This window comes from Janthinobacterium saanense, from assembly GCF_014200675.1.
In the GTDB taxonomy this organism is placed as follows: domain Bacteria; phylum Pseudomonadota; class Gammaproteobacteria; order Burkholderiales; family Burkholderiaceae_D; genus Janthinobacterium.
The window spans coordinates 381,566-405,769 of record NZ_JACHCI010000003.1; the positions used below are offsets into that span (position 1 = coordinate 381,566).

General features: G+C 61.5%; 25 protein-coding genes. 16 read left to right on the forward strand and 9 right to left on the reverse strand.

Annotated elements, in window-relative coordinates; translation table 11 throughout:
* Positions 1-21 precede the first annotated feature (21 nt).
* Positions 22-306, forward strand: a complete 285-nt coding sequence (locus HDE72_RS06745; RefSeq protein ID WP_183678560.1) for a hypothetical protein — start codon at positions 22-24, stop codon at positions 304-306.
* A gap of 68 nt (positions 307-374) precedes the next feature.
* Here HDE72_RS06745 and HDE72_RS06750 read toward each other — a convergent pair whose 3' ends face one another.
* A complete protein-coding gene (locus HDE72_RS06750) occupies positions 375-584 on the reverse strand; it encodes a PEP-CTERM sorting domain-containing protein (protein ID WP_183738175.1) in 210 nt (69 codons plus the stop codon).
* A 464-nt stretch (positions 585-1,048) separates the two neighbouring features.
* On the opposite strand from HDE72_RS06750, the gene HDE72_RS06755 reads away from it, so the two are divergent.
* The 8 genes from HDE72_RS06755 to bufB all read left to right on the forward strand — a co-directional run bounded on the left by HDE72_RS06755 (position 1,049) and on the right by bufB (position 8,441).
* The gene (locus HDE72_RS06755; protein ID WP_260176549.1) at positions 1,049-1,501 is read left to right on the forward strand and encodes a hypothetical protein; all 453 of its coding nucleotides are present in this window, start codon (positions 1,049-1,051) and stop codon (positions 1,499-1,501) included.
* 63 nt (positions 1,502-1,564) lie between these two features.
* On the forward strand, positions 1,565-3,175 hold the full coding sequence (locus tag HDE72_RS06760; RefSeq protein WP_183738179.1) for an ExeA family protein: 1,611 nt from the start codon (positions 1,565-1,567) through the stop codon (positions 3,173-3,175).
* A 1-nt stretch (position 3,176) separates the two neighbouring features.
* Entirely contained in the window at positions 3,177-3,815 is a 639-nt protein-coding gene (locus tag HDE72_RS06765) for a general secretion pathway protein GspB (protein WP_183738181.1), read from the forward strand.
* 140 nt (positions 3,816-3,955) lie between these two features.
* A complete protein-coding gene (locus HDE72_RS06770) occupies positions 3,956-5,374 on the forward strand; it encodes an alkaline phosphatase family protein (RefSeq protein WP_183738183.1) in 1,419 nt (472 codons plus the stop codon).
* Positions 5,375-5,407: 33 nt separating this feature from the next.
* Complete coding sequence (mobB, locus tag HDE72_RS06775) at positions 5,408-5,995, forward strand: molybdopterin-guanine dinucleotide biosynthesis protein B (protein WP_409254952.1); 588 nt, start codon at positions 5,408-5,410, stop codon at positions 5,993-5,995.
* 58 nt (positions 5,996-6,053) lie between these two features.
* Positions 6,054-6,254 (forward strand): YjfB family protein, encoded by a 201-nt coding sequence (locus tag HDE72_RS06780; protein ID WP_183678546.1) that lies wholly within the window; start codon positions 6,054-6,056, stop codon positions 6,252-6,254.
* 238 nt (positions 6,255-6,492) lie between these two features.
* Positions 6,493-6,783 (forward strand): BufA1 family periplasmic bufferin-type metallophore, encoded by a 291-nt coding sequence (locus tag HDE72_RS06785; protein WP_183738187.1) that lies wholly within the window; start codon positions 6,493-6,495, stop codon positions 6,781-6,783.
* 17 nt (positions 6,784-6,800) lie between these two features.
* Entirely contained in the window at positions 6,801-8,441 is a 1,641-nt protein-coding gene (gene bufB / locus HDE72_RS06790) for an MNIO family bufferin maturase (RefSeq protein ID WP_183738189.1), read from the forward strand.
* Positions 8,442-8,448: 7 nt separating this feature from the next.
* On the opposite strand, the gene HDE72_RS06795 is transcribed toward bufB, so the two are convergent.
* From HDE72_RS06795 to fumC, 3 genes are all read right to left on the reverse strand, one after another.
* A complete protein-coding gene (locus HDE72_RS06795) occupies positions 8,449-8,739 on the reverse strand; it encodes a hypothetical protein (protein ID WP_183738190.1) in 291 nt (96 codons plus the stop codon).
* 123 nt (positions 8,740-8,862) lie between these two features.
* The gene (locus tag HDE72_RS06800; protein WP_183738192.1) at positions 8,863-9,078 is read right to left on the reverse strand and encodes an RNA-binding S4 domain-containing protein; all 216 of its coding nucleotides are present in this window, start codon (positions 9,076-9,078) and stop codon (positions 8,863-8,865) included.
* Between the two features lie 102 nt (positions 9,079-9,180).
* Positions 9,181-10,575, reverse strand: coding sequence for a class II fumarate hydratase (fumC, locus tag HDE72_RS06805; protein WP_183738194.1), 1,395 nt, complete (start codon positions 10,573-10,575; stop codon positions 9,181-9,183).
* Positions 10,576-10,732: 157 nt separating this feature from the next.
* Between fumC and HDE72_RS06810 the strand changes: the two genes are divergently transcribed.
* On the forward strand, positions 10,733-11,812 hold the full coding sequence (locus HDE72_RS06810) for a type IV pilus assembly protein FimV (RefSeq protein WP_183738196.1): 1,080 nt from the start codon (positions 10,733-10,735) through the stop codon (positions 11,810-11,812).
* Positions 11,813-11,878: 66 nt separating this feature from the next.
* On the opposite strand, the gene HDE72_RS06815 is transcribed toward HDE72_RS06810, so the two are convergent.
* Both HDE72_RS06815 and HDE72_RS06820 read right to left on the reverse strand, forming a co-directional pair.
* A complete protein-coding gene (locus HDE72_RS06815; protein WP_183738198.1) occupies positions 11,879-12,169 on the reverse strand; it encodes a flagellar protein FliT in 291 nt (96 codons plus the stop codon).
* 180 nt (positions 12,170-12,349) lie between these two features.
* Entirely contained in the window at positions 12,350-13,177 is an 828-nt protein-coding gene (locus tag HDE72_RS06820) for an HDOD domain-containing protein (RefSeq protein WP_183738200.1), read from the reverse strand.
* Between the two features lie 155 nt (positions 13,178-13,332).
* Between HDE72_RS06820 and HDE72_RS06825 the strand changes: the two genes are divergently transcribed.
* From HDE72_RS06825 to HDE72_RS06835, 3 genes are all read left to right on the forward strand, one after another.
* Positions 13,333-15,384: a M13 family metallopeptidase gene (locus HDE72_RS06825; RefSeq protein WP_183738202.1), complete on the forward strand. Its 2,052-nt coding sequence runs from the start codon at positions 13,333-13,335 to the stop codon at positions 15,382-15,384.
* Between the two features lie 51 nt (positions 15,385-15,435).
* Positions 15,436-16,104: a class I SAM-dependent methyltransferase gene (locus tag HDE72_RS06830; protein WP_183738204.1), complete on the forward strand. Its 669-nt coding sequence runs from the start codon at positions 15,436-15,438 to the stop codon at positions 16,102-16,104.
* Positions 16,105-16,276: 172 nt separating this feature from the next.
* Positions 16,277-16,462: a CsbD family protein gene (locus HDE72_RS06835; RefSeq protein ID WP_183738206.1), complete on the forward strand. Its 186-nt coding sequence runs from the start codon at positions 16,277-16,279 to the stop codon at positions 16,460-16,462.
* 72 nt (positions 16,463-16,534) lie between these two features.
* Here the strand turns inward: HDE72_RS06835 and HDE72_RS06840 are convergent, their stop codons facing one another.
* Together HDE72_RS06840 and HDE72_RS06845 are read right to left on the reverse strand one after the other, a co-directional pair.
* Positions 16,535-18,748, reverse strand: a complete 2,214-nt coding sequence (locus tag HDE72_RS06840) for a S9 family peptidase (RefSeq protein ID WP_183738208.1) — start codon at positions 18,746-18,748, stop codon at positions 16,535-16,537.
* 229 nt (positions 18,749-18,977) lie between these two features.
* Positions 18,978-20,372 carry an MATE family efflux transporter gene (locus HDE72_RS06845; protein ID WP_183738210.1) on the reverse strand — a complete coding sequence of 465 codons (1,395 nt, stop codon included), beginning with the start codon at positions 20,370-20,372 and terminating at the stop codon, positions 18,978-18,980.
* Between the two features lie 249 nt (positions 20,373-20,621).
* Between HDE72_RS06845 and HDE72_RS06850 the strand changes: the two genes are divergently transcribed.
* The 3 genes from HDE72_RS06850 to HDE72_RS06860 all read left to right on the forward strand — a co-directional run bounded on the left by HDE72_RS06850 (position 20,622) and on the right by HDE72_RS06860 (position 23,180).
* Positions 20,622-21,491 (forward strand): beta/gamma crystallin-related protein, encoded by an 870-nt coding sequence (locus tag HDE72_RS06850; RefSeq protein ID WP_183738212.1) that lies wholly within the window; start codon positions 20,622-20,624, stop codon positions 21,489-21,491.
* 86 nt (positions 21,492-21,577) lie between these two features.
* Positions 21,578-22,549 (forward strand): beta/gamma crystallin-related protein, encoded by a 972-nt coding sequence (locus tag HDE72_RS06855; RefSeq protein WP_183738214.1) that lies wholly within the window; start codon positions 21,578-21,580, stop codon positions 22,547-22,549.
* Position 22,550: 1 nt separating this feature from the next.
* Entirely contained in the window at positions 22,551-23,180 is a 630-nt protein-coding gene (locus HDE72_RS06860; protein ID WP_183738216.1) for a beta/gamma crystallin-related protein, read from the forward strand.
* Here the strand turns inward: HDE72_RS06860 and HDE72_RS06865 are convergent.
* A complete protein-coding gene (locus tag HDE72_RS06865) occupies positions 23,177-24,067 on the reverse strand; it encodes a LysR family transcriptional regulator (RefSeq protein WP_260176551.1) in 891 nt (296 codons plus the stop codon). The genes HDE72_RS06860 and HDE72_RS06865 overlap by 4 nt on opposite strands.
* Positions 24,068-24,204 lie beyond the last annotated feature (137 nt).

Genomic DNA, 24,204 nt, shown 5'->3' on the forward strand with positions numbered 1-24,204 from the left:
ACCTCAGTTGGAAGACAGCAGATGAACGACAAGGCAGCAAAAAGCGAATATTGGGACGAGTGGCAGAGCGAGGCGCTGGCCGCCGGCGTGCCAGCGCCGTTGGCGGCACTGGGCATGGAAGTGATGCGCGCCCATCGCAAGAATCGCTGGCCCAAGGAATTCCTCGGCCGCCTGGACGATGGTCCGACCATGCTGGCGATGTGCCTGGAAGACGAGGCAGAAACGGAAATGTTGTTTACCGAGTGCCTGTATCCCTACGATACGGCGCTGCTCGAGAAGACGCGCCGACGCCTTTGCCTGCACTGATGTAGTGGGGGCGTAAAGAAGCAGTCAGCAGAACGGCCGCCTGGTGCGGTCGTTTGTCTGTCTGGAATCTATTTGCCAACGAAGGTGTCGTTGTTGGAGTTGCGTATGCGCAAGAGCAGCAGGCCGGCAGCAATCAGCAGCAGCGCTGGCGTGCTCGGTTCGTAGGGGTGTGGGGTGGGCGGCTTGCTGAGGTTGTATCGCGTGGAATCTGCACCGGCGAGATTGCTGCCGGCCGATAGGGTCAGGGCTGCTGTCAGCAGTATCAAATTTTTCATCATGGCGTGTCCGTTCGAGGCTGCAATCTGAATACGCAGGGCCGAAATGATCTCGGCACATGTCTTGTCTCCAGCGTGTAGTCTTGTCCAAGACGAGGGGCTTGCGCCCGCACATGATGGCTTCATATCTTTTTATGCTTTCGCTGTATTTAAACACAATACATATAAATTTGGAATGCATTTTTGTTTTTATTGCACGCCAAGAGTGAGGGATAGGCTGGCGCTGGCCGGGAAATGACGTGGCATTTTCACGGCGCAGTGTCATAATGGGCTGGGCAATCCGCCCGGGCGTATGGAGCAGATGATGAGCAAGGCACAGGACAGCAAGAAGGAAAGCAAGAAGGAGCCCGCGAAATCCATGAAGGAAAAAAAGGAAGCCAAGAAGGTCAAGAAAGAAGAGCGCAAGCGGTAGGCGCATAGCTCGTATGCGCATGCGCCACCTGACAAGACTTGCCGTGATGGCCGCCATGGCACTATTGCCTGCCGTCAGTGCGGTGGCGCAGAAAAAGGCGCCGCCGAGCACCTTCGGCCAGGTGGTGGGCAATGCGGTGCTGTGCGTCGACCATCTCGATAACAAGGCTTTTTATGCCTATCTGCTGACGGCTTTCGGCCCGGCCTACAAGCATGAGGGCGGCGCCTACTGGTTCCGCACCGACGCCACGCTGTGGGGCGCGCCCGTCACCGACGTGATCGTCAGCGACGATACCAGTGCGCTCGTGTTCATGGGCGTGGTGGCTGACACCACGCCGGAAAAACTGGAGCCGGCCATTCGCGCTGCGTCGGGCATGGCTTTCAGCAAGGCCGATAATTCCGCATTTCCTGTCCGAACATCCGTGCCTGGCAGTAAAATCGTCTACTTTCGTAGCAAGGCAAAAGTCTATTGCGCCAGATACAAGCCATTGCCCAAGCATACCCGTTGAGCGTGCAGCTTGTTTGCTGCTGCGCCTGACTGTGCCACCTGATTCTCCATCCGCAGGGTCTTCATGTACACGCATTATTTTCAGCTCAAGCAATCGCCGTTTTCGATCGCCCCCGATCCCCGCTATCTGTTCATGAGCGAACGCCACCGCGAAGCGCTGGCCCATTTGCTGTATGGCGTGGGCAGCGGCGGCGGCTTTGTCTTGCTGACAGGGGAAATCGGCGCCGGCAAGACCACCGTGTGCCGCTGTTTCATGGAGCAGATCCCCGAGAATTGCCAGCTCGCCTATATCTTCAATCCCAAGCTGTCGGTGGAAGAATTGCTGCACTCGATCTGCGAGGAATTCCGCATCGGCCTGGCGCCCGGCGTGTCCAGCGTGAAAGGCTATGTCGATGCGATCAACACGCATTTGCTGGCCAGCCATGCGCAGGGCAAGAACAATGTGCTGATTATTGACGAAGCGCAAAACCTGTCGGCTGCGGTGCTGGAGCAATTGCGCTTGCTGACGAATCTGGAAACGAGCGAGCGCAAGCTGCTGCAAATCATTTTGATCGGCCAGCCCGAATTGCGCACCATGCTGGCCCGGCCGGAACTGGAGCAACTGGCGCAGCGCGTGATCGCCCGCTATCACCTGGGTTCCCTGTCGGCCGATGAGACGGCCAGCTATATCCACCACCGGCTGGCGGTGGCGGGCAGCACGGCGCAGCAGCCATTCGCTGCCAGCCTGATGGCGAAAATTCATCAGTTGAGCCATGGTGTGCCGCGCCGCATCAATCTGCTGTGCGACCGCGCGCTGCTGGGCGCCTATGTGGAAAACCAGCGGCAAGTGACGCGCAAGATCTTGCGCCGGGCGGCGCAGGAAGTGTTTGCGGAAGAGGGCGCTAAACCATCGTCGCACTGGCGCTGGCCGCAAGTGGCGGCCGGCGTGCTGGCCGGCGCCGTGGTGACGGCTGCGCTGGCCTGGCATTTTGCGCCAGTGCCCCGGCACGCACCGGCGCCGCTGGCCGCAGTGGCATCCGCGCCCAAGCCTGCTGCCATACCCGCTGCCAAGGTGGCGGTGCTGGACCGCAACGCCGTCCTGCGCCAGCTGGCCAGCTTGTGGGGTGAGCAATTGCCGGCGGGCGACGCCTGCCAGGCGGGCGCCCGCGCAGGTTTGCGCTGCCTGCAAAGCCGGGGCGGCATCGCCGAGCTGCGCGTGCTGGACCGGCCAGCCATGCTGAGCTTGTCCGGCGATGGCGGCGTGGAGCAACTGGCCGTGCTGACCGGTCTGCACGGTGAGCAGGCCAGCGTGCTGGTCGATGGAAAACAGCAAAGCTTGCCGCTGGCGCAACTGGCACAGCGCAGCGATGGCAGTTTCGTCACCTTCTGGCGCGCGCCGCGCGGCTGGCGCGATGAAGTGCCGGTCGGCGCCCGTGGTGCCGACGTCGATTGGCTGGCGCGGAGATTGGCGCAATTGCATGGCTTGCCGCCGCCGGCCGACAACCTGCCGCTGGATGATGCGATGCAAAAGCTGCTGCGCGACTTCCAGCAAGAACAGCAGCTGAAGGCCGATGGCCTGGCCGGACCGAAGACTTTCATGCGCCTGATGCAACTGGGTGATAACAATACAGAGCCGCGCCTGTCGGGTGCTACAGCAGCTACAGCAGCCACAGCGGCCTTGGTCGCGGGGAAATAAGATGTCGTATATTCTGGAAGCACTGAAAAAATCGCAGGCCGAGCGTCAACTGGGTGAGTTGCCATCCATCCACGCGCCCCAGTTGCCGTTACATCATGCGCACGGCGTGGCTGACAATCGGCACTTGCCGGTGTGGCTGGCGCTGGGGGCGGCCGTGCTGGCCGTGCTGGCGGCGCTGCTGTGGTGGCGGCCCTGGCAGCAGCCAGCGCCGGCTGCTGTATTGGCCCCGGTCACGGCCCCGGCTCCTGCTCCTGCTCCTGTCGTCGTTGCGCCTGCGCCAGTGCTTGCGCCGCTAGCGCCTGCACAAGCGCCCGCGCCCGTCAAGGCGGCGCCCGTGCCCGTTCCTGAACCCAAGCCACAAGCTGTCGCCAGGGCGGAAGCGGCCGCGCCAGCCAGCGCGCCATCGGAAGAAGTGATACCCGGCCTGCGCGACTTGCCCGAACCGATACGGCAGCAAATTCCACCCATCGTCCTGGGTGGCTACATCTATTCCAAAAATCCGGAAGACCGCTTGTTGCTGATCGACAAAGTGCTGCGCCATGAAGGCGAGGAACTGGCGCCGGGCCTGGTGCTGGAAAAGCTGCAGCCCAAGGCAGCCATCTTCAACTTCAAGGGTTATCGCTACAAGATGCCGTATTGATTGCAGCCCGGTCGTTGTTGCATATCAAGCCAGGCCAAGGCCAAGGGAACCCGCTAGCTTGGCCTGGGTCGAACTGCTGTTGGCACCGCTGTGTGCCTCAGGCGCAGGCAGGCCGCAAGTTCTGGCTTGGGAGTTCTATCATGATGAGCAATCTGGCGCAGATCGACCATATCGTCGTGCTGATGATGGAAAACCGTTCCTTTGACCATATGCTGGGCTATCTGAGCCTGGAGGGCGGGCGCAGCGATATCGACGGCTTGCGCGCCGAATATGCCAACACGCATGGTGGCGTGAGTTATCCCATCCATCATTTGCAGCGCACGGCATTGGGCGCAGAGCAAGATCCATCGCATACAGGCGCGTCCGTCGCGGCGCAGCTGCAAAACAGGAATGGCGGTTTTGTCGACGATTATGCGCAAACGCATCCTGGCGACCCTGACGTCGATCTGGTGATGGGTTACTACAACGCGAACGACTTGCCCATGTATGACTTCCTGGCGCAGCAATTTTGCGTCTGCGACCGCTGGCATAGTTCGGTGCCGGGCGCGACCTGGCCCAACCGCCTGTACGCCATCAGCGGCAGGGCGGCCGGCAGCAAGGACAGCAAGCGCGTGCCCCTGTATGCGAATAAATCCTTTGTGCGCCAGCTGGAGCGTTCCCTGGTCAGCTGGAAATTTTATTCCGCCTGGAAACCCTGGAGCCTGGCCCTGACGGACGACCATTACCGCTCATCCGAATGCTATGAACCTTTCGGTTCGCGCCAGCGCCGCTATGGCTTCATCGGCGATACGCTGGCGGGTACCTTGCCCTCGGTCAGCTGGATCGATCCCCATTTCTTTGCCGATGACGACCATCCGCCAGCCGACATCCGCGCCGGCCAGGCGCTGGTGGCGCAGGTCTACCAGGCCTTGTCGCAGGGTCCTGCCTGGCCGCGCACCTTGTTCATCCTCTGCTATGACGAGCACGGCGGCTTTTTCGATCACGTGCTGCCCGGCCCGGCCGCAGACGATGATCCTGCTTTTCGCCAGTATGGAGCGCGCGTGCCGGCCTTGCTGGTGTCGCCATTGCTGCCGCCAGGGAGCGTCTGCCACGATTTGCTGGACCACACGTCCATCATCAAAACCATCTTGCAGCGCTTTTGCCAGGGCGTGGACGGCGCCTTGCCCGACATGGGCGCGCGCGTGGCAGCTGCAGGCAGTCTGGGCGCGGCATTGTCGCTGACGCAGCCGCGGCCAGCGCCTGCCATGCCCGACAGTGTGCAAGCCCAGCGCGCGTGCTGGGAAGCGGAGCTGCGCGCCGCCGATTTCGCGCCCGTGGACAAGGCCGTGGCCTTGGGCGCATCGTCTGCGGCGACTATGTCCGATGCCGAGGCGGGCGCGATCGCCGCCCATCGGCAATTGGCCCGTGGCGCGAAAAATGCACTGGCAGCCAATGGTAAAAGTGGCAAGAGTGGGCCGCAGTCGCTCGGCCGGCGGCGGAAAAATAAAAGTCCTTCCGATGGGCATGTGCTGGCGCCAGCGAGGATGGCGCTGCTGAACGATGGCGAGGGCAGTGGCTGAGTCTGGAAAGAAACTGTCAGGTGGCTGCGTATAATAAGCTGCACTCACTGTAAGCAGCCCCACCGACAAAAGAGGACGACCATCATGCAAGCATCCATGCCCGCGCACCCGGTACTGGGCGTCATAGGCCGTTCCGGCAGTGGCAAGACTACCTTGCTGGAGTACGTGGTGCAGCAACTGGCGGCGCGTGGTCTGCGTGTCAACCTGGTCAAGCATAGCCACCATGACCTGGCGCTGGAGCCGCCACAGAAAGATAGCGCCCGTTTGCGCCTGGCTGGCGCGGCCGAAGTGATGGTGGCTTCGCCCTATCGTTATGCCATCGTGCATGAGTTGCGCGGCGCGCCCGAACCGACCCTGGCCCAGCAATTGGCCCGCATGGGGCCGGCAGACCTGACCCTGGTCGAGGGCTTCAAGCAAGATGCCATCCCCAAGCTGGAAGTATTTCGTGTTGAAGTGGGGCAAGTGCCGCTGTATCCACATGATGTGCATGTGATCGCCGTGGCGTCGGATAGCCCGGCGCCGGACGACCTGCGCGAGGGACTGGTCTGGCTGGACTTGAATGCCCCCAATGACGTGCTGGGCTGGCTGCTGCAGTGGCATACAGACTGGCTGCGAAAATAAGCCTAAAGTATTGCTCGTGCCGCCCGTTAATACAGGTAGACCATTACTGGAGAACGCCATGGACGTCGGAAGCATTGCTCAACTGTCAACCACGATGGCGGAGACAGGAACGCGGCAAGCCGTCGGCTTGTCTGTGCTGAAAAAAGCACAGGAAGTGCAGAGTTCCACCGCCACCGCCTTGCTGGCCGCCTTGCCACCTGTGCCTGCAGCGCCGAATCTGCCTGCTCACCTGGGTAACCGCATCAATACCACTGCCTGAGTGCGCGTCACCAGGCGCCATCCTCTGCGTCTGAGCTGGTTTTTGCCCGCCCACACCACCGTTGCTGACGGTGGCGGTGGGCTTTTTGTTTTTTGCCTGTTCCTCTTGTGGCCATAAAAAAACGGAATGTTCGCCACGCCGCCGCCAATTCAGTAGAATCACTGTGCCGATGGCGGCATGGCTGCCCGGTGCGGCATGCGTCTGCTCCCATTTATCTATCACTTGCAAGAGGAATACCATGAACAAACGTCAAGCCTTCGTCGCCGCTGCCCTCGCAGGCCTGTGCGCCACCAGTGCCGTCAGCGCAGCGGCGCACGATGCGCCTGCCACTACCGGCGACAAGGAAAAATGCTACGGCGTCGCCAAAGCAGGCCAGAATGACTGCGCCTCGGCCGATGGCGCCCATTCCTGCGCCGGACAGGCGACACAAGATAACTTGCCTGGCGAGTGGGCCTATGTTGCCAAGGGCACGTGCACCCAGGCTGGCGGTTCCTTGAAACCGGTCAAGGCCGCCAAGCAGGCCAAGTAATCATCACTGCTGCCCGCATGCCTCTGCCTACCCATGCGCTCGCTGGTGTGGGCGTTGGCTTGCGCGCCAGCCATTACCGCGACTTCCTTGCGGCCCGGCCCGCTGTGGACTGGCTGGAAGTGCATACGGAAAATTATCTGGCCCGTTCGGGCTGGGACTGGCAAGTGTTGTCGACCTTGCGTGCCGACTATGCGCTGAGCCTGCATGGCGTGGGCCTGGGGCTGGGATCGGCCCAGGGTTTTTCCGAGCAGCATCTGCAGCGCGTGCGCCAACTGGTGCAAGAGATAGAGCCGGCGCTGGTGTCGGAACACCTGTGCTGGGGCGCCGTCGCCCGGCATCAGCTCAATGATTTACTGCCTCTGCGCCTCGATAGTGCCGCACTGGACTTGCTATGCGAGCGTGTCGGCAGGGTGCAAGATGCCTTGCAAAGGCCGATCTTGCTGGAAAATGTCTCCACTTATCTGCGCTTTCAGGGCGATAGCATGAGCGAAGCGCAATTCCTGGCCGAACTGGCCCGCCGCAGCGGCTGTGGCTTGCTGCTCGACATCAATAACCTGTATGTGAACCAGTGTAACCACGGCGAAGATGCGCTGGCTGCCCTGCAAGCCATCGCACCAGGCAGCGTGGGCGAATTTCACCTTGCTGGCCACCTCGTCACGCCGCATGCCGTGATCGACCATCACGGCGCGCGCGTTGCCGAGCCTGTGTGGGCCTTGTATCAAGCCGCCTTGCAGCGCTTTGGGCAGGTGCCGACTCTGATCGAATGGGATACGGATGTGCCCGCGCTGGAGGTCTTGCTGGAGGAAGCGGACCAGGCACGCAGCCTCATGAAGCCCCATCAGCCGCCTGCGCCTTGGCAAGTTACAAGTGTGCCAATGACGCCAGCGCTGCCGAACTCTACGCTGGAGGCCGGCCAGCAAGCGTTTGCCGCCGCGCTATTGGATATGGCGCACAGCGAGGCGGTCTTGCCGCAAATGCAAGGAGTAGCGCGCGCCGAGCGCCTGGCCTTGTACCGGGGCAACCTGGGCGCCACCTGGCGGCGTACCCTGGGCCATGCCTATCCTGTCGTGCTGGCGCTGGTGGGTGACGCATTCTTTGGTGGCCTGGCAGGTGCTTATGGCCGAGCCTATCCTTCGCAAGATCCTGACCTGAACCAGTTCGGCGCCCGGTTTGCGACTTTCCTCGACGACTTTGCGCCTGCCGCCGAGTTGCCGTATCTGCCAGACATGGCGCGTCTGGAGTGGGCCTTGCATCTGGCCCATTACGCGCCCGATGCAGCGGGCTTGCCGGCCAGCACCCTGGCAACACTGACGCCTGAGCAGCTCGAAGCGAGCAGCTTCAGCTTGCATCCGGCGTGCGCCCTGATCGCTTCGCCATGGCAAGTGCTGGCCTTGTGGCAAGCGCATCAGGAAGGTGATGGCAAGGGCGTGTTTCCCGAGCAAGTCGCTGGCGATAGCTATGTGCTGGTGTGCCGGCCGCAATGGAAGGCGCAGGCGGTGACGCTCGATGCGGCTGGCCATGCGGCGCTGTCGCTACTGCAGCAAGGGCAGGTGTTTGGCGCCGCGCTCGATGCGGCGTTTGAGCTCGATGACGTCTTCGACCTGGGCGCCCAGCTACGCCACTGGCTGGCCCATGCGGTATTGACGGAAATGCGCTAAAACGTCGTCAAGGCTGGCTAAAGGCGCGCAACAGGCGTGCTTCGCCCGTCTGATCGTGGCATACGGCGTTGGCAGCTTCGGTTGCCGCCATCATGCGCGTCAGCTGTTCTTCCTCGAAACGGCTCAGTTCCGCCATGGCGGCCACCAGTGCGATTTCCAGCCTGGCGCGCGCGCTCTGATACAAGGTGCTCGTGTATTTATCTGTGTTGCGGAGCAATTCTTCCGCATTTTCTATGACTTGCCGCAAGTCAGCAATCAGGCGTTCCTGATCGTGCGTGCCGTGCTCGGGATGGTCCATGGCTTCCCCCTTCCGCAATATCGATGAATATATGAAACACTGAAAGTCTCTATCATCATGCACCGATCAGGCGCTGAGCGCGGCGCTTGCCCGGGAGCGCGGCTGCGCCCCAGGCTTTGCTCATCAGCCGACGACGGTGATGCGGATGTCGGCCACGCTGACCACCTGTCCTGCGCGGATCTTGGCTGTCTTGCGCAATTCCTTCTTGCCATCGACCTTCACCACGCCGCTGTCGACCATGATCTTGCCGGCGCCGCCGCTGTCACACAGGCCGACCAGCTTGAGCAGCTGGTTCAGTTCGATGAACTCGGAGCTTAAATCAAAGCTTACTTTTTGCATTGTATCCCTTATTGCAATAATATGTTTTTGGCACTGGATGACGACGTCTACCAATTTCTTACGCCTAGTTTACATCAAGCCGTCAGGGATGCAGGCGGGGTGTCAGCTTTTGTTGGGGCGCGTCATCTCCAGTGGCACGATCCATGTTGCAAATTGTTCCTCCGTCACGAAGCCCAGGCCCAATGCAGCTGCTTTCAGGGTCGTGCCTTCATGCTGCGCCTGCTTGGCGATTTGTGCTGCCTTGTCATAGCCGATATGCGGCGCCAGGGCCGTGACCAGCATCAAGGAACGCTCCATCAGTTCGGCGATACGCTCGCGGTTTGCTTCGATGCCATGTGCGCAATGTTCGTCAAAGCTGCGCATGCCATCGCCCAGCAAGCGGGCGCTCTGCAGGAAATTGTGCGCAATCAAGGGCTTGAAGACATTCAGCTCGAAATTGCCCGAAGCGCCGCCCACCGTGATGGCCACATCGTTGCCGAAGACCTGGCAGCACAGCATGGTCAGCGCTTCACATTGGGTGGGGTTGACCTTGCCCGGCATGATGGAGCTGCCCGGTTCGTTTTCCGGTATGGTGATTTCACCGAGGCCGGAGCGGGGGCCGGACGCCATCCAGCGCACGTCGTTGGCGATTTTCATCAGGGCCGTGGCCAGGGTTTTCAGTGCGCCATGCGAGGCAACCAGCGCATCGTGGGCCGCCAGGGCGGCAAACTTGTTGCTGGCGCTGGCAAAGGGCTGGCTGGTAAGGCGCGCCAGTTCGGCAGCGATGCGGTCGGCAAACTCGGCATGGGCATTCAAGCCCGTGCCCACGGCCGTGCCGCCGGCAGCCAGTTGCAACAGCGGTGGCAATGATGCCGTGATGATATGTTCGGCAAAGTCCAGCTGCGCCACATAGCCGGAAAATTCCTGGCCCAGGGTCAGCGGCGTAGCGTCCTGCAAATGGGTGCGGCCGATCTTGACGATATCGGCAAACTGCGCCGCCTTGGCGTCCAGCGTGGCTCGCAGCTGGCGCAGGGCGGGCAAGACGGTGTTGGCGACGGCCAGCGCGGCAGCCACGTGGATGGCGGTAGGGAAGATATCGTTCGAGGATTGCCCAAGGTTCACATCGTCGTTCGGATGCAGCAGGCGCTCGGCGCCGCGCAGGCCGCCCATCAGTTCGGAACCCCGGTTGGCCAGCACTTCGTTCATATTCATATTGCTTTGCGTGCCGGAACCCGTTTGCCAGACAGCCAGCGGAAATTCGCTCGGGTGTTTGCCGGCCAGCACTTCATCGGCGGCCTGCGTGATGGCAACGGCTTTCTTGCCGCTTAACAAGCCCAGGTCCAGGTTGACGTGGGCGGCCGCGCGCTTGACGGTGGCCAGGGCGGCGATCAATTCGGGCGGCATCTTTTCCGTGGAGATATGGAAGTGCTCCAGCGAGCGCTGGGTCTGCGCTCCCCACAACTGACCGGCAGCTACGTCGATCGGGCCGAAACTATCGCGTTCGATTCTGCTACTCATGGCATCCCTTTCATCGATTTTGGTCCTTCGAGTGTACTCCAGACGCCAAAAACGCACAGGGCGTGGCCATACTGTACTGCTCAGCCTTTATTTTGCGTATTTCCTGCCGTTAATATGGGACGTACTCCCTTTTCCCTGTTGTCAAAGCGATTCACCCATGCACAGTAGTGTCTTTTTCCGTCGGATCCTGATCGCCTGTATCGCCGGCAGCGTGGCTGCGCCTGCTGCTTTTGCGGCCGAACTTGGCGATATCAGCGCGCTCTCGCACGTGGGCCAGCCCCTGTCTGCCGATATCGAACTGACGGCGCTGGCGCCCGAGGACAGCGGCGGCGTGGCCGTGCGCCTGGCGTCAATCGATGTGTACCAGGGTGGCGGCATCACGATGGACCCGGCCCTGCAAGGACTGGCCCTCAGCCAGACCGTGCGCGACGGCCGGCGCTATGTGCACGTGAGTACGCAGCAAGTCATCACGGCCGGCCATGTGCACCTGTATTTTGTGCTGGGCAGCGATAGCGGCGCCAATGTGCGCCTGGCAACGGTCTGGCTGACACCGGCGCCTTTTGTCGCACCAGCCATACCATCAGCTGCCCCCATATTGCCGGCCAAGCCGGTTGCGCCGCCACCCGATGCCGCCGCGCTGGCGGCCCGCGCGCGTGCCGAAGGCATGGTGCGTCCGCCGGCCGTGTTCCTGCCTCCCGCCGTAGCAATGACGCGGCCGCCGTTGCGCCGTGCCCTTGCGCCAGCGGCATCTTGCGCGCCGCAAGTGGCTGCCGCGCCCGATGCAACGTGTGCGGCGCTCAATCAACAGAATGTAGCCTTGAGCGATAAATTGGGTGAATTGGAAGGCAAGGTTGGCGCTTTGCAAAAGGCGCTGGCCGTGCCGGCTGCTCCTGTTCCTGCTGCTGCCCCGCCAGTCGCCGTGACGGAAGCGCCACATGCCAAGCCCAAGCCCTTGCATGCAGCCCCGGCCGCCAAGGAAAAGAAACCACCTGGCGGCGGCCTGTGGTGGCTGGGACTCGGCACCTTGATCTTTTTACTGCTGACGGCAGTGATCGTGTATATCTGGCGCAAGCGCAAGCAGCAGGGTACAGACCGGCCGCCATCGAAGTACTGGGTCTTGCTGCGCAAGCCATTTCGCCGTGCGCCGGTGCCTGTCTTGACGGAAACAGTGGACGGCGCAAGGGAAGCGGCGGATGACGCGCCGGCGGAAGCGGAGCCATCGCCGTTCTCGCGTTGAGTGAGGTGGTGAGTGTTGTCTTGAACAGACGTAAAAAAAGCGCCCGAGGCGCTTTTTTTACGATGCTCAGTTTGGCAACCCCTGTACGGCGCTGGGCACCAGCATGACCGGGCCCACCGTCATGTCGCGGATGGTACGGTCATTCGCCAGTATTTGTTTCAGCAAGTCAATCTTGCGCTTGCGCGCTGCGGCAGACAGCGGCGGCAAGGCGCCAGCCTGGACTGATTGCGATTCTTGAGAGCATAGTTTTTCCAGACTGCTCAAGCCATCCCAGTCATGCGTACGCGCGGCGACGACCATTTTATTGGTCAATCCGGCGATATTTTCATACATCGCGAGAACCTCGTTGGGAGTCATGAGCCTCTCCAGTTAAGTGAAGGAAAAGTGCTACATGGCTAGCATAACGGCGAAGCTGCTGAAATCTTGAGTGATTTTTTGAAAGAAAGTGTAAGTAGTGTTCAAACAGACATCAAATCGGCAAACTCCCCGGCAAGCCGCATGGATGCTGGTGATGGCATCTTGTGCTGAGGGTAATATTTAGCGTACTAGCTCTTCCAGACCGGCGCTGAGCGTGGCAGGTGGCGGCATCTTGTCGACCATGATGGACGGTGCTAAACCGAGCGCTTCGGCCACCTCGTTGGGGTAGCAGGCGATGATTTCTTCGTTATTCAGCGCATTTTCCTCGATGCGGGCGCGCCAGGCGGCCAGGTGGAGCACGGCGGCCAGACGATTGAGGGGTTTGCCGGCCAGCGGAGCGGGAAAGGCGGCGATGGTGTCGGCTAACACGGGTGGAAACTTCCAGCGACGCGCCAGTTCTGCGCCCACGTCCGCGTAGCAATAGCCCAGCGACACCCTTTCGGCATCGATGCGGCGGGCGTCGAAGGGTGGGGTGATCTTGTCCAGTTGCATGGCTTGCTCGGGCGCGGCTGCATGCAGCACCAGTTGGCCGATGGCGTGCATCATGCCGATGGTGAAGGCCAGTTCCGTGTTCTCGCCCGTCTGCCTGGCGATCCAGCGGGCCGAGACGGCGCTATGCAGGCTGTAGCGCCAGAATTGCTGCAGGTTCAAGCCCGGCACGACCTTGAAGCCGCTGACCAGCCCCGAGCTGATGACCAGGGTGCGCACGGTCACAAAACCCAGCATCAGCACCGCGTCTTCCACCGTGCCTATGCTGCGCGAGACGTGGTAATAGGCCGAGTTGGCCAGGCGCAGCAGTTTGGCGCTCAGGGCCGGGTCGGCGCCCAGCTTGCGGGCCAGTTCTTCGGTGGAAATGGAAGGGTTGTCGAAGCTGCGCACCAGTTCATCGACGATTTTTGGGGCAGTGGGCAAGGCGTGAGGGTGTTGAAACAGCGCTTCAAGTTGCATGGCACTCTCCTTTGTTCGCGCGGCAATCGGTGTGGCTGTCATGAAACTATATGCCGTTTTTTTGTTCGGATGCAAAATATATCGACAACGCTTTTTGTCGCCAAACAAGCTATGATTTCAGCCACGATTTTGCCGATATCCCCGAAAGGAATTCCATGCCCGCTACCCGCCCATCCTGGCGTATTGCACCACTGTCCGCCGCCCTGGCGCTTGCCCTGGCCGTGCCGGCCCATGCTGCTCCTGTTGCGCCTGCCACAGCCCTTGCCGCCACAGCGCCAGCAGCTGTTTTGCCCGGTGACGACTTCTTTAATTACGTCAATGGCGACTGGGTGCGCAACACGCAGATTCCCGCGGACCGCAGCAGCTGGGGCTCGTTTGCCACGCTGTCCGACGAGACCAATAAACGCATCATCGGCCTGGTCGAAGGACTGGAGAGCCAACAAAATCCAAACGCCGAAGCGCGCCAGATCAGCGATTTTTACCGCTCCTATATGGACGAAGCAGCTATCGAAGCGAAAGGCTGGGCGCCTTTGAAACCGCTGCTGAAGAAAATCGACGCCCTGCACGACCAGGCTGGCCTGGCGCGTGCGCTGGGCGCGAGCTTGCGCGCCGATGTCGATCCGCTCAACTCGACGAACTTCTTCACTGAAAACCTGTTTGGCCTGTGGGTGGCGCAAGACTTGAACGACACCACGCGCAACGTGGCCTACCTGCTGCAAGGCGGCCTGGGCATGCCTGACCGCGCCTACTATCTGGACAACAGCCCGCGCATGCAGCAATTGCGCGGCGAGTACCAGAAACATATCGCTACCCTGTTCAAGCTGGCCGGTTACAGCGATGCGCAAGGCCGCGCCGCGCGCGTGTTTGCGCTGGAACAAAAGATCGCCGCCGGCCACGCCAGCCGCGAAGATTCGGCCGATGTCGCCAAGGGCAACAACGTCTGGCGCACGCAGGACTTCGCCAGCAAGGCGCCGGGCCTGGACTGGGCCGCCTTCTTTGACGGTGCAGGATTGTCGGGACAAAAAGACTTCATCGTCTGGCATCCGAGCGCCATGAAGGGCAGCGCTGCACTGGCGTCCACCGTGCCGCTGGCGACCTGGAAGGATTTCCTGGCCTTCCACGCCATCAACCATTTCTCCACCACCTTGCCGCGCGCCGCCGCCGATCAGCACTTCGCCTTTTATGGCCGCGCCCTGAGCGGCACGCCGCAGCAATCGGCGCGCAGCAAACGCGCGCTGGCCGCTACCAATGACGCGCTCAGCGACGCCGTCGGCAAGCTGTATGTGGCACGCTATTTCTCGCCTGAATCGAAGGCAAGAGTGCAGGAGATGGTCAGCAAGCTGGTGGCCGCCTTCTCGCGCCGCATCGACAAGCTGGACTGGATGGCGCCCGCCACCAAGGCGCAGGCGCAGGAAAAACTCAAGACCCTGTACGTGGGCGTGGCTTACCCCGATCACTGGGCCGGCTATGCGGGCTTGCAAGTGGTGCGCGGCGATGCGCTGGGCAATGCGCAGCGCGCCGAGCAGTTCCACTATCAGCAGCAACTGGCCAAGCTGGGCCAGCCGGTCGACCGCACCGAATGGGCGATGCCGGCGCAACTGGTCAACGCCGTCAACCTGCCGCTGCAAAATGCGCTGAACTTCCCGGCCGCCATTTTGCAGCCGCCATTCTTTGATCCGAACGCCTCCGATGCAGCCAACTATGGCGGTATCGGCGCCACCATCGGCCACGAGATCAGCCATAGTTTTGACGATCAGGGTGCGCAGTTCGACGCCCAGGGCAAGTGGCGCGACTGGTGGACGCCATCCGACCTGGCCCATTTCCAGGCTGCTTCGAAACAGCTGGTGGCGCAGTTCTCTGCCTACCAGCCCTTCCCCGACCTGGCCGTCAATGGCCAGCTGACCCTCAGTGAAAACCTGGCCGACCTGGCCGGTCTGTCGGCTGCCTACGATGCGTTTACCCTGTCGCAGCAAGGCAAGCCGGTCCAGCCTGGCGCGGACCGCGAGTTCTTCACCGGTTATGGCATCAGCTGGCGCAACAAGGCGCGTGAAGCGGCCGAACGCCAGCAGATACTGACGAATGGCCACGCACCGGCGCAATACCGCGCCGCCACCGTGCGCAATCTCGATGCCTGGTACCCGGCCTTCGACGTCAGGCAGGGCCAGCGCCTGTACCTGGCGCCGGAGCAGCGCGTAAGAGTCTGGTAGCACGCTAAAATGGAGGGCTGATGCAACAGGAAAACCTCAGACAGGAATACCATGAACGACCAGCCCTCCCTATCCCCCTCGCAGCAGGAAACGCAAGATGCGCTGCACGCTATCACGGAGCGCACGCTGGCCCATTACGACGCCAGCGCCGAGCAGTTCTTTGAAGGCACGCGCGACCACGACGTGCGCCAGAATATCAATGCGCTGCTGAACGCGATTCAAGCTGATGGGCGCAGCGCGCCGTTTTCCATCCTCGACCTGGGCTGTGGCCCGGGGCGCGACCTGAAAGCGTTCACCGCGCTGGGCCACCACGCCACCGGCGTCGATGGCTCGCAGCGCTTTGTCGAGATGGCGCGCGCGTATAGCGGTTGCACCGTCTGGCAGCAAGACTTTGTTGACCTCGACCTGCCCGCCAGCCACTTCGACGGCGTGTTTGCCAACGCCGTACTGTTCCACGTGCCCAGCGCCGCCTTGCCTGGCGTGCTGCGGGCGCTGCACGGCTGTTTGAAGCCCGGTGGCGTGCTCTTCAGTTCCAACCCGCGCGGCCAGAACCAGGAAGGCTGGAATGGCCCGCGCTACGGCAGTTATTACGATGAAGCCACCTGGTTCGCCCATCTGCAGGCGGCCGGTTTTACCTTGCTCGAACATTATTACCGTCCCGCCGGCTTGCCGCGCGAACAGCAGCCGTGGCTGGCCAGCGTATGGCGCAAGGGTGAGTAAACCGAAAATAAATACATTTGGGCATGTGTTAGGAACCGAACAGAACTTTCAGGTCCTCAAGCGTAGTATGGACACATCGACACGCAGCAAGCAGCGTGTGAGCCGCGGTACCGGCCCTTGGGCTGGACAGAGATATACCCACAGATGTACCAACTACAACGAGGAGTTCACCATGAACAAAGATCAAGTCGAAGGTAAACTGAAAGAAGTCGGCGGCAAAATTCAGGAACAAGCTGGCAAACTGGTCGGCAGCCAGGAGCAACAAGCCAAGGGCTTGGCTAACCAGGCTGAAGGCAAAGTGCAAAAGAAAGTTGGCGACGTGAAAGATGCGGTCGACACCGTCACGCGCAAGCCATAAGTCCGGCACGCATGAAAAAAACCGCCGCCTGTCGCGAGACAGGCGGCGGTTTTTATTTGGGGCGACAGCAGCTTACTTCGCTGCCTCCGTACCCAGGTTTTTCTTGAAGAAGCCGGCGATCTTCGCGTACACATGGCGTTGGCCTGCGCGCGACGAAATGCCGTGCTTGGCGCCCGGGTAGGTCATCAGGTCGAACTGTACACCACGGTTCACCAGCGCATCGATCAGACGCGTGGTGTTCGTAAACAGCACGTTATCGTCCGCCATGCCATGTATCAGCAGCAGTGGCGACTTCAAGCCGTCCAGGTGGGCAAACACGGTGCTCTTCTGGTAGCCGTCTGCGTCTTCCTTCGGCAGGCCGAGGAATTGTTCCGTGTAGTGGGTGTCGTACAGCGACCAGTCGGTCACGGGCGCTACCGACACGCCCATGGCGATCTTGTCCGAGGCAGCCGACAGCAAACGCAAGGTCATGAAGCCGCCATAGCTCCAGCCAAATACGCCGATGCGCTTCGGATCGACAAAGCTTTGCTTGGCCAGCCAGTCGATGCCGACCACCTGGTCGGCCACTTCCGCTGCACCCAGGTTATGGTAGATGGCGTCGGTGAAAGCGCGTTCGCGGCGCGAAGAACCACGGTTATCGAGACGGAACACCACAAAACCCTGCTGCGCCATGTACTGGTCAAAGGTGTTGCCCCAGCGGCGAGCCACGTGCTGCGAATGCGGGCCGCCATAGGTCGACAGGAAGACCGGGTAGTGTTTCGAAGCGTCGAAGTTCGACGGTTTCACCAGCGAGTAATACAGGGTCTGGCCATCGTTCGATTTCAGCGTGCCGTATTCGGTCGGCAGGTGGTCGGCCTTGTATTTGGCGTAAGGATGATCGGCGTTCAGGGCGTTTTCTTCCAGCCAGCCCACCATGGAACCGTCAGGACGGCGGATGCTCACTTGCGGCGGCGTCGATGGATCGGAATAGGTATCGACAAAGACCGCGCCATTGCGGGCAAAGGTCGTGTCATGCCAGCCGTCGGCGCGGGTCACGCGCTGCGGCTTGTCGGCCGTGCTGCCGTCCAGCGCCAGGGCGTAGGTTTGCTTGTCGATCACGGCGTCGCGGTTGGACGACACGTAGACCTTGCCGGTCTTTTCATTGACGGCCAGCAGATTGTCGATGCCCCACTCGCCGCTGGTGACAGCGTGCAGCAGCTTGCCGCTCATGTCGTACAAATACAGATGGTTGCGGCCAGTGCGCTCGGACGACCACAAAAAGGTGCCGTTGGACAGGAAGCGCAGGTCGTCATTGATGCTGACCCAGGTTGTCGAGGTTTCCGTCAGCAAGGTGCGTTGCGCCAGGGTGGCCGCATCGACTGCCACCAGGTCCAGCGTTTTCTGGTCGCGCGACTGGCGCTGATACACCAGCGACTTGCTGTCGGCGCTGAAGTCGGCGCGCACCAGGTAAATATCGGGATTCGTGCCCAGGTCGATCTGGCGCTGTACGCCCGTTTCCGGTGAGACGATGCGCAGTTGTACCAGCACGTTAGGGTCGCCAGCGGCAGGGTAGCGCTGTTCGACGACATCGGTGCGGTCGGCGAAGATTTCAAAGCGGCGCACTACCGGCACTGGCGCTTCGTCGTAGCGTTTGTAGGCAATCGCGCTATCGTCCGGCGCCCAGTAGTAACCGGTGCGCTGGCCCATTTCTTCCTGCGCCACGAATTCGGCTTCGGCGTTATGGACAGTGCCCTTGCCATCGGTGGTCAGCTGGCGTTCGGCATTGGTTTTCAGGTCGATCACGAACAGATTCTGGTCGCGCACGAAGGACACGTAGCGGCCTTTCGGCGAGATTTTCGGATCGAGCACATTGCCCTTGGCGACCAGGCGCGCCTGGTCCGGCTTGGCCGCATCGACCAGATACAGATTGCCGGCCAGCGGCACCAGCAGCTGCTTGCCATCGGGCGACCAGCTGTAGCTGAGAATGCCGTTCAGGCTGGCCGTGCGCTCGCGTTCGCGGCGCGCCTGTTCTTCGGGCGAGATGGTTTCATTCGGCACCAGCGCCTTGGAATCGACCAGGCGGTGCGTGCTCTTGTCTTTCAGCTTGAATTCCCACAGGTCGAGCTGGAACTGGTTGTCGGCACGGCCGCGCAGGAACGTGACGCGTTCGCCGTCGGGCGAGACCTTCAGATTGCGCACGCCGGGGCCGGACAGCGCCGGATCGGCATGGATGCGTTCCAGGGTCAGCTTTTCAGCTGCCGCAGGAACGCTGGCCATCGCGGCCAGAAAACAAAGAAGAAAACGCATGGATGTCTCGGTGATGGTAAAAGGAGGTGTCAAGCCTCGGGCCTGACCACAAACGATACCAGAGCGCGGCATTTAATGCGATAGGGCAGGGCACGGAATAAGGCCGTGATTGCCTTCTTTACTTCGGCGAAACCTCAGGAGTGGCGATATTTTGTATTCTTAGCTGTCAAGGCGGCGCGCATTAATTCACACCTTAATTCACACCTTAATTGCGCCGCCCATTTCGCGTTCAGGCCCCTGCGTGCAGGCGTCGCAGCGATAGCCGGTTCAGATACCAGGTCAGCAGCACGGCGGCCACCGTCAGGCCCAGCACCAGGCCTATCCAGAAACCGGTGGCGGCCATCGGTGCGGCTGGCGACAGGAAGAAGCCTTGCGGCGCCAGGCCCAGCACATAACCGATAGGCAGCGAGACGCCCCAGAAGGCCAGCAGTTGTATCAGCATAGGCGGGCGCGTTACCTTGTAGCCGCGGATGGCGCACGAGGCGGCCACCTGGGTCGCGTCGGACAGCTGGAACAGGGCGGCAAACAGCAGCAGGTTGGCGCACAGCGCCTGCACTTGCGGATCGGAGGTATAGGCTTGCGCGATCTGGTGGCGGAACACGGTGATCAGGATGGCCGAGACCACGGCCGCCGTCAGCGACATGGCCACGCCGACCCAGGAAATGAAGCGCGCCCGGCGCAGATTGTTTTCGCCCACGGCGTGGCCCACGCGCGTCACCAGCGCGATGCCGAAGGTGAGCGGCACCATGAACACGACGGACGAAAAATTGAGGGCGATCTGGTGCGCCGAAACCTGGATCACGCCAAAGCGCGCCACCAGCAGGCTGATGATGCCGAAGGCGCTCACTTCCGCAAAATACGTCACGCCTATCGGCAGGCCCAGGCGCAGCATGGGGCCGATGCTGGCCGCCTGCGGTGCTTCCCAGTGGCTGAACGGATATGTAGGGCGGTAGACGGGGGCGTGGCGTATCCACAGCACCATCGCGGCCAGCATCATCCACACGCAGGTGGTGGTGGCCACGGCGCAGCCCACGCCGCCCATCTTCGGCATGCCCCAGTGGCCGTAGATCAGCAGGTAGTTGACCAGGATATTCAAGCCCAGCGCGGCCAGCGCGATCACCATCACCGGCTTGGTCTGGTTGATGCTGGTGCTGTAGCCATACAGCGCGCGGTAGGCGGCAAACGGCGGCAGCGCGCAGCTGATGATGTGCACAAACAGCTTGGCCTTGGCCGCCACGGCCGGTTCCAGCATCAGATGGTCGAACACCAGCGCCGCCATATTCGTCAGCAAACAGGCCACCAGGCCCACGGCCAGCGCCTTCCACAGTGCCTGGCGCACGATGTGCGGCACCTTGTCGTGGCGCGCGGCGCCGATTTCATGCGCCACCAAGGTATTGATCGCCATCATGATGCCGCTCACCGTCACCAGCACGATGGACCAGATGGCCGCGCCCAGCGACACGGCCGCCAGTTCTTCGGGATTGGTGTGGCCCGTCATGGCCACGTCGGCCGCGCCCATGCCGACGGTGGCCAGCTGGCCGATCAGGATGGGCCAGGCCAGCTTCCACAAGGACGATACTTCATTGCGGATGGCGGGGGCGGTAAACGAGGTGGTATGGGGCATTGAAACGATACCTGACTAAGCTGGAAAGACGTGAAGGAACAGGGCATTTTACTGACATTGCAGCAACTTGTCCCCGCGCAGGCGGAAAGGGCGGGGCCTGGTCTTGAGAGGTATGGCGCTGTCAGAGCGTCAATTATTGCTTTTAGTAACAATTTCTTGTGTATTTCGCATATTTTGTTACACCGTTTTTTTGGCGCGACAGCTACACTGGCGTCTAGTTGCCATGTTCTTATCACAGGAGACCCGCCGATGAACCGTACACTGAAACACGCTCTGGTATGTGCCGCCATCCTGCTATCCCACGCCGCCGCGCAGGCAGGTGAAATCAGTCTCTACACCGATGTCAATTTCCGTGGCCGCGTGGTGGTGCTGCGCGACGCCAGCGATGATCTGTCGCGCATCAATTTCAATGACACGGCGTCCAGCATCCGCGTCAGTTCGGGTACCTGGGAAGTGTGCACGGATTCGCAATTTAACGGCCAGTGCCGCACCCTGGGGCCAGGCGACTACAGTTCGCTCGATGGCATGAACGACAAGATTTCATCCGTGCGTGAAGCGGGACGCGATGGCGGCGGCAGTGGCGGCGGTTCACGCCCGGCACTGGAGCTGTTTTCCGACCGCGACCAGCGGGGTGCATCTGCGCCCGTGAATGCAGACCGCGACGACCTGGTCGCCATCGGTTTCAATGACCGCGCCAACAGCATCCGCGTCGAACGCGGCTACTGGCAGCTCTGCAGCGATGCCAATTACAACGGCAGTTGCCGCGTCTTCGGTCCCGGCAGCTACGATGACCTGGGCCGCGACCTCAATGGCCGTGTGTCGTCGGCGCGGCTGGTCGATCCGCGCGAAGCCAACCGGCCGCGCGGCGGCGATAACCTGGTGGTGTTGTATGCACGCAGCGACATGCGGGGCCCAGGCCTGTCCGTCAACCGCGACGTCCGTGATTTGGTAAGCATGAATTACAATGACCAGGCCAGCTCGATAGTCATCCATGAAGGCACGTGGGAGATGTGCGAGGGTTCCCAATACAACGGCAAGTGTGAGGTGATGGGGCCCGGCAGCTACCCTGACCTGAATAGCCTCGACAAGAGTATCTCCTCGCTGCGCCGCATCGATTAAGGCACTGCCCGGCCACACTCAAAGAACACAGGCGCACGCGGGCGATCGCGCTGCATGCGCAATGAATATACATAAACGGAGTTAAGATGCTGTACCCTTTAAAACGTAGCCTGCTATGCGCAGCGTCCTTGCTGATCCATCTCGGCGCTTCTGCCGGTGAAATCACTTTATTTGAAGACTCGAATTTCCGTGGCCGCGCCGTGACCTTGCGTGAAACCACGGACGATCTGTCGCGCTACAATTTCAACGACAAGGCATCGAGCATCGTGGTGCGTTCAGGCAGCTGGCAAGTGTGTACCGACGGTGGCTTTCGCGGCAATTGCAAGGTGCTCGAACCGGGTGAATATCCTTCGCTGCCAGGCATGAACGACGCCCTCTCTTCGGTGCGTGAAATGGGAGGCAATCCGGGCCGCCCGGGCCGCGATCCTGACCGTGGCAATGGCGGCGGCTATGGCCGTGGCTCGATGCTGGAAGTGTATTCGGGCGCCGGCCAGAATGGCGGCTCGGCGCGCCTGAACCGCGATACCGACGACTTCGTCAATATCGGCTTCAACGACCGCACCACCAGCATCGTCATCTACAACGGCTACTGGCAGTTGTGCAGCGATGCCAATTACAACGGCGTGTGCCGCATCTTCGGGCCAGGCCGCTACGACGACCTGGGACGCGGCCTGTCCGGCAAGGTGTCGTCGGCGCGCATGGTTGATGAACGCGAAGGGCGCCGCCAGCAGTATGATCAGCCACAGTATCCGCAACAGCCGCAATACCCACAATATCCGCAGCAGCCCCAGTATCCGCAGTATCAGCAGCGCGGCGCTATTTTGCTGTTTCCAGACCGCGACATGCGCGGCGAACCTTTGGCGCTGGACCGCAATGCCGATGACCTGGTGCAGTTTGGTTTCAATGACCGGATCTCGTCGATCGTCGTCAATGACGGCCAATGGCAAGTCTGCGTCGACTCGAACTACAACGGCCGCTGTGAAATCATTGGACCTGGCCAATATGGCCGCCTGAACGGCATGGAGAACCAGATTTCTTCCGTGCGCCGGGTGCGCTGACATGCGGGCATCTTTTCGACCGGCGCTGCTGTGCGCCGCCACTTTACTGGCCCCGTTGGCTGCCGATGCAGGCGAAATGACCCTGTTCCAGGACAGCGATTTTCGTGGCCGCGCCGTCACCTTGCGCTCCGACGTGGGCGACTTGTCGCGCATGAGTTTCAACGACAGGGCGTCGAGCATCATCGTGCGCTCAGGCTCCTGGGAAGTGTGCCGGGACGCCAATTACCGGGGCAGTTGCCGCGTGCTGCGCCAGGGCTACTACAGCAGCCTGCCGGGCATGAACGATGTCATTTCTTCTGTCCGTGAAGTGGGCAAGCCTGGCCACGGCGGCCATAGGCCACCTCCGCCGCCACCTCCCAAGCCACGGCCGCCCGATGACATGCGTGGCGCCGTGCTTTTGTTTCCCGATGCCGGCATGCGCGGCCGGCCCGTGCGCCTGGAGCGTGAAGCGCGCGACTTGAGCCGCTACGGCTTCAATGACCGTACCGTTTCCGTCGTCATCAACTACGGCCGCTGGGAATTCTGCGTCGACGCCAACTACCATGGCCGCTGCATGATCATGGGGCCGGGCAACTACGGCCGCTTGCACGGCATGGAGCGCCGCATTTCCTCGGTGCGCAGGGTACCTTAAGTACGCCGCCCCACCTCGCGTAGCAGGTCGCCCATCCAGCCCACGAACGCCCGCACCGTCGACGACAGGTGCCGGCTCTGCGGGTAAATCACCGACAGCGGGACGGCTGGTCCCGCGTACTGTTCCAGCACCTGCACCAGGCGGCCGGCGCGCAAGTGCGGCGCTGCCAGGTAATCGGCGATGCGTATCAGGCCCAGCCCCTCCAGGCCACATGCCAGATAAGCGTCGGTATCGTTCACCGCCAGCTTGCCCCTCACGGCGATCGTGCGCTCTTCACCGTCGACGATGAATCGCCAGTCGACCGAACGGCCACTGCGTCCCGAGTGAAATTCAATCAGCTGGTGCTGCTGCAGGTCTTCCAGAGACTGCGGCCTGCCATTTTTCGCCAGATAGCCGGGCGAGGCACAGACCAGCCACTCAAAACTGCCCACCTTGCGCGCCACCAGCAGGGCCGAATTCTCGGGCACGCCGCTACGCACCACGCAATCCACACCCTCCTGTATCAGGTCGACAGTCCGGTCGCCCAGCGTCAGCACGACGTCAATCTCGGGATACCTGGCCTGGAATTGCGCAATCGCCGGCAAGACTATCTGGCGCGCGAACGACGCTGTCATGTCGATGCGCAGCTTGCCCCTGGGCTGGTTCGCATGGGTGGAAAACCGGGCTTCAACGGCCTCCACCTCATTCAAGACACGCAGGCAGTGGTCATAGTAAAGGCTGCCGCCAGGCGTCAGGCTGAGCGTGCGCGTCGTGCGCTGCAACAGGCTGGCGCCGAGCAACGCCTCCAGGTCCTGGATCGTCCGGCTGACGGTAGAACGGGGAATCGACAAGCTCTTGGCGGCCCCGGCGAAGCTGTGCGATTCCACTACGCGGGAAAATATTTGCATGGCACGAATTCTGTCCAAGGCGCTCTCCCTTAGGCTGATAAATGCGTAGATTATCCCGTATTTTGCAATTCTGAAAGCAGCGTTTGGGGACTTATGCAGAGTGCAGGCCAATTTTATACTGTGCAGACTGAATCAAA

Excerpts from the sequence above, each read along its gene's own strand:
- HDE72_RS06745 (WP_183678560.1), top strand. The coding sequence starts at position 22 with ATGAACGACAAGGCAGCAAAAAGCGAATATTGGGACGAGTGGCAGAGC.
- HDE72_RS06750 (WP_183738175.1), bottom strand. The coding sequence starts at position 584 with ATGATGAAAAATTTGATACTGCTGACAGCAGCCCTGACCCTATCGGCC.
- HDE72_RS06755 (WP_260176549.1), top strand. The coding sequence starts at position 1,049 with ATGGCACTATTGCCTGCCGTCAGTGCGGTGGCGCAGAAAAAGGCGCCG.
- HDE72_RS06760 (WP_183738179.1), top strand. The coding sequence starts at position 1,565 with ATGTACACGCATTATTTTCAGCTCAAGCAATCGCCGTTTTCGATCGCC.
- HDE72_RS06765 (WP_183738181.1), top strand. The coding sequence starts at position 3,177 with ATGTCGTATATTCTGGAAGCACTGAAAAAATCGCAGGCCGAGCGTCAA.
- HDE72_RS06770 (WP_183738183.1), top strand. The coding sequence starts at position 3,956 with ATGATGAGCAATCTGGCGCAGATCGACCATATCGTCGTGCTGATGATG.
- HDE72_RS06780 (WP_183678546.1), top strand. The coding sequence starts at position 6,054 with ATGGACGTCGGAAGCATTGCTCAACTGTCAACCACGATGGCGGAGACA.
- HDE72_RS06785 (WP_183738187.1), top strand. The coding sequence starts at position 6,493 with ATGAACAAACGTCAAGCCTTCGTCGCCGCTGCCCTCGCAGGCCTGTGC.
- bufB (WP_183738189.1), top strand. The coding sequence starts at position 6,801 with ATGCCTCTGCCTACCCATGCGCTCGCTGGTGTGGGCGTTGGCTTGCGC.
- HDE72_RS06795 (WP_183738190.1), bottom strand. The coding sequence starts at position 8,739 with ATGGACCATCCCGAGCACGGCACGCACGATCAGGAACGCCTGATTGCT.
- HDE72_RS06800 (WP_183738192.1), bottom strand. The coding sequence starts at position 9,078 with ATGCAAAAAGTAAGCTTTGATTTAAGCTCCGAGTTCATCGAACTGAAC.
- fumC (WP_183738194.1), bottom strand. The coding sequence starts at position 10,575 with ATGAGTAGCAGAATCGAACGCGATAGTTTCGGCCCGATCGACGTAGCT.
- HDE72_RS06810 (WP_183738196.1), top strand. The coding sequence starts at position 10,733 with ATGCACAGTAGTGTCTTTTTCCGTCGGATCCTGATCGCCTGTATCGCC.
- HDE72_RS06815 (WP_183738198.1), bottom strand. The coding sequence starts at position 12,169 with ATGACTCCCAACGAGGTTCTCGCGATGTATGAAAATATCGCCGGATTG.
- HDE72_RS06820 (WP_183738200.1), bottom strand. The coding sequence starts at position 13,177 with ATGCAACTTGAAGCGCTGTTTCAACACCCTCACGCCTTGCCCACTGCC.
- HDE72_RS06825 (WP_183738202.1), top strand. The coding sequence starts at position 13,333 with ATGCCCGCTACCCGCCCATCCTGGCGTATTGCACCACTGTCCGCCGCC.
- HDE72_RS06830 (WP_183738204.1), top strand. The coding sequence starts at position 15,436 with ATGAACGACCAGCCCTCCCTATCCCCCTCGCAGCAGGAAACGCAAGAT.
- HDE72_RS06835 (WP_183738206.1), top strand. The coding sequence starts at position 16,277 with ATGAACAAAGATCAAGTCGAAGGTAAACTGAAAGAAGTCGGCGGCAAA.
- HDE72_RS06840 (WP_183738208.1), bottom strand. The coding sequence starts at position 18,748 with ATGCGTTTTCTTCTTTGTTTTCTGGCCGCGATGGCCAGCGTTCCTGCG.
- HDE72_RS06845 (WP_183738210.1), bottom strand. The coding sequence starts at position 20,372 with ATGCCCCATACCACCTCGTTTACCGCCCCCGCCATCCGCAATGAAGTA.
- HDE72_RS06850 (WP_183738212.1), top strand. The coding sequence starts at position 20,622 with ATGAACCGTACACTGAAACACGCTCTGGTATGTGCCGCCATCCTGCTA.
- HDE72_RS06855 (WP_183738214.1), top strand. The coding sequence starts at position 21,578 with ATGCTGTACCCTTTAAAACGTAGCCTGCTATGCGCAGCGTCCTTGCTG.
- HDE72_RS06860 (WP_183738216.1), top strand. The coding sequence starts at position 22,551 with ATGCGGGCATCTTTTCGACCGGCGCTGCTGTGCGCCGCCACTTTACTG.
- HDE72_RS06865 (WP_260176551.1), bottom strand. The coding sequence starts at position 24,067 with ATGCAAATATTTTCCCGCGTAGTGGAATCGCACAGCTTCGCCGGGGCC.